Source organism: Gilliamella sp. X-57, assembly GCF_057063565.1.
Genome location: NZ_JBXSQI010000063.1, coordinates 1 through 1,055, shown reverse-complemented (window position 1 = coordinate 1,055; position 1,055 = coordinate 1). Strand labels below are relative to the sequence as shown.

The 1,055-nt window shown below is 43.9% G+C and carries 2 tRNA genes and 2 rRNA genes; all 4 read left to right on the top strand.

Annotated features, from left to right (window positions below):
* A 16S ribosomal RNA gene (locus ACYIAL_RS12815) occupies positions 1 to 84 on the top strand; the annotation flags it as partial.
* 58 nt (positions 85 to 142) lie between these two features.
* Positions 143 to 219 (top strand) — tRNA-Ile (locus ACYIAL_RS12810).
* A 111-nt stretch (positions 220 to 330) separates the two neighbouring features.
* Positions 331 to 406: transfer RNA gene (locus tag ACYIAL_RS12805), tRNA-Ala, on the top strand.
* Between the two features lie 258 nt (positions 407 to 664).
* Positions 665 to 1,055 (top strand): 23S ribosomal RNA (locus ACYIAL_RS12800); the annotation flags it as partial.

Genomic DNA, 1,055 nt, shown 5'->3' with positions numbered 1-1,055 from the left:
GCGTTTACCACGGTGTGGTTCATGACTGGGGTGAAGTCGTAACAAGGTAACCGTAGGGGAACCTGCGGTTGGATCACCTCCTTACGAAGAGCTCGTAAGTGTTCACACAGATTGTTTGTTTAGAAGAAAGAGTCACTTTATTGGGTCTGTAGCTCAGGTGGTTAGAGCGCACCCCTGATAAGGGTGAGGTCGGTGGTTCAAGTCCACTCAGACCCACCAATTCTACTTAACTTTGCGAGTTTTAGGCTTGTGTTAATGATGTGAACAGCATAAATTATCAAATGCAAGTACGTTAAGCGAGTTGGGGAAATATAGATGAAGTGAATTATTGGGGCTATAGCTCAGCTGGGAGAGCGCCTGCCTTGCACGCAGGAGGCCAGCGGTTCGATCCCGCTTAGCTCCACCATTAAAGATATCTCTTTCGTTAGGTAATAAAAATTATCTTTGTATTTGCTTAATTATTATAGTGAGTAAATAGAAAGATAAAGCTCTTTAACAATTAGGAACAAGCTGAAAGAAACGAGTTCTCGTTCTTATGTAAAGCTTTTATTGAGGCGTGAAATTAAACGTTAGCGATAATTTTTAGTTGAGACGAATTGGTAGAGGTGAGTAATTAAGAAAGAGAAAAAAGCGTAATTAAAACCAAGACAACTGTGAGTTGTAAGGTTAAGAAATTAAGCGTACACGGTGGATGCCTAGGCAATCAGAGGCGAAGAAGGACGTGTTAATCTGCGAAAAGCGACGGTGAGCTGATAAAAAGCGCTATAGCCGTCGATGTCCGAATGGGGAAACCCAGTGTAGGTGACTACACTATCATATGATGAATTCATAGTCATATGAGGCGAACCGGGAGAACTGAAACATCTAAGTACCCCGAGGAAAAGAAATCAACCGAGATTCCCTAAGTAGCGGCGAGCGAAAGGGGAGTAGCCCAAGCGGGTAGCATATAGTATTAGTGGAAGCGTCTGGAAAGTCGCACGATAGAGGGTGAAAGTCCCGTACACGAAGGTGCGATATGTGGAAGCTTATAGAGTAGGGCGGGACACGTGATATCC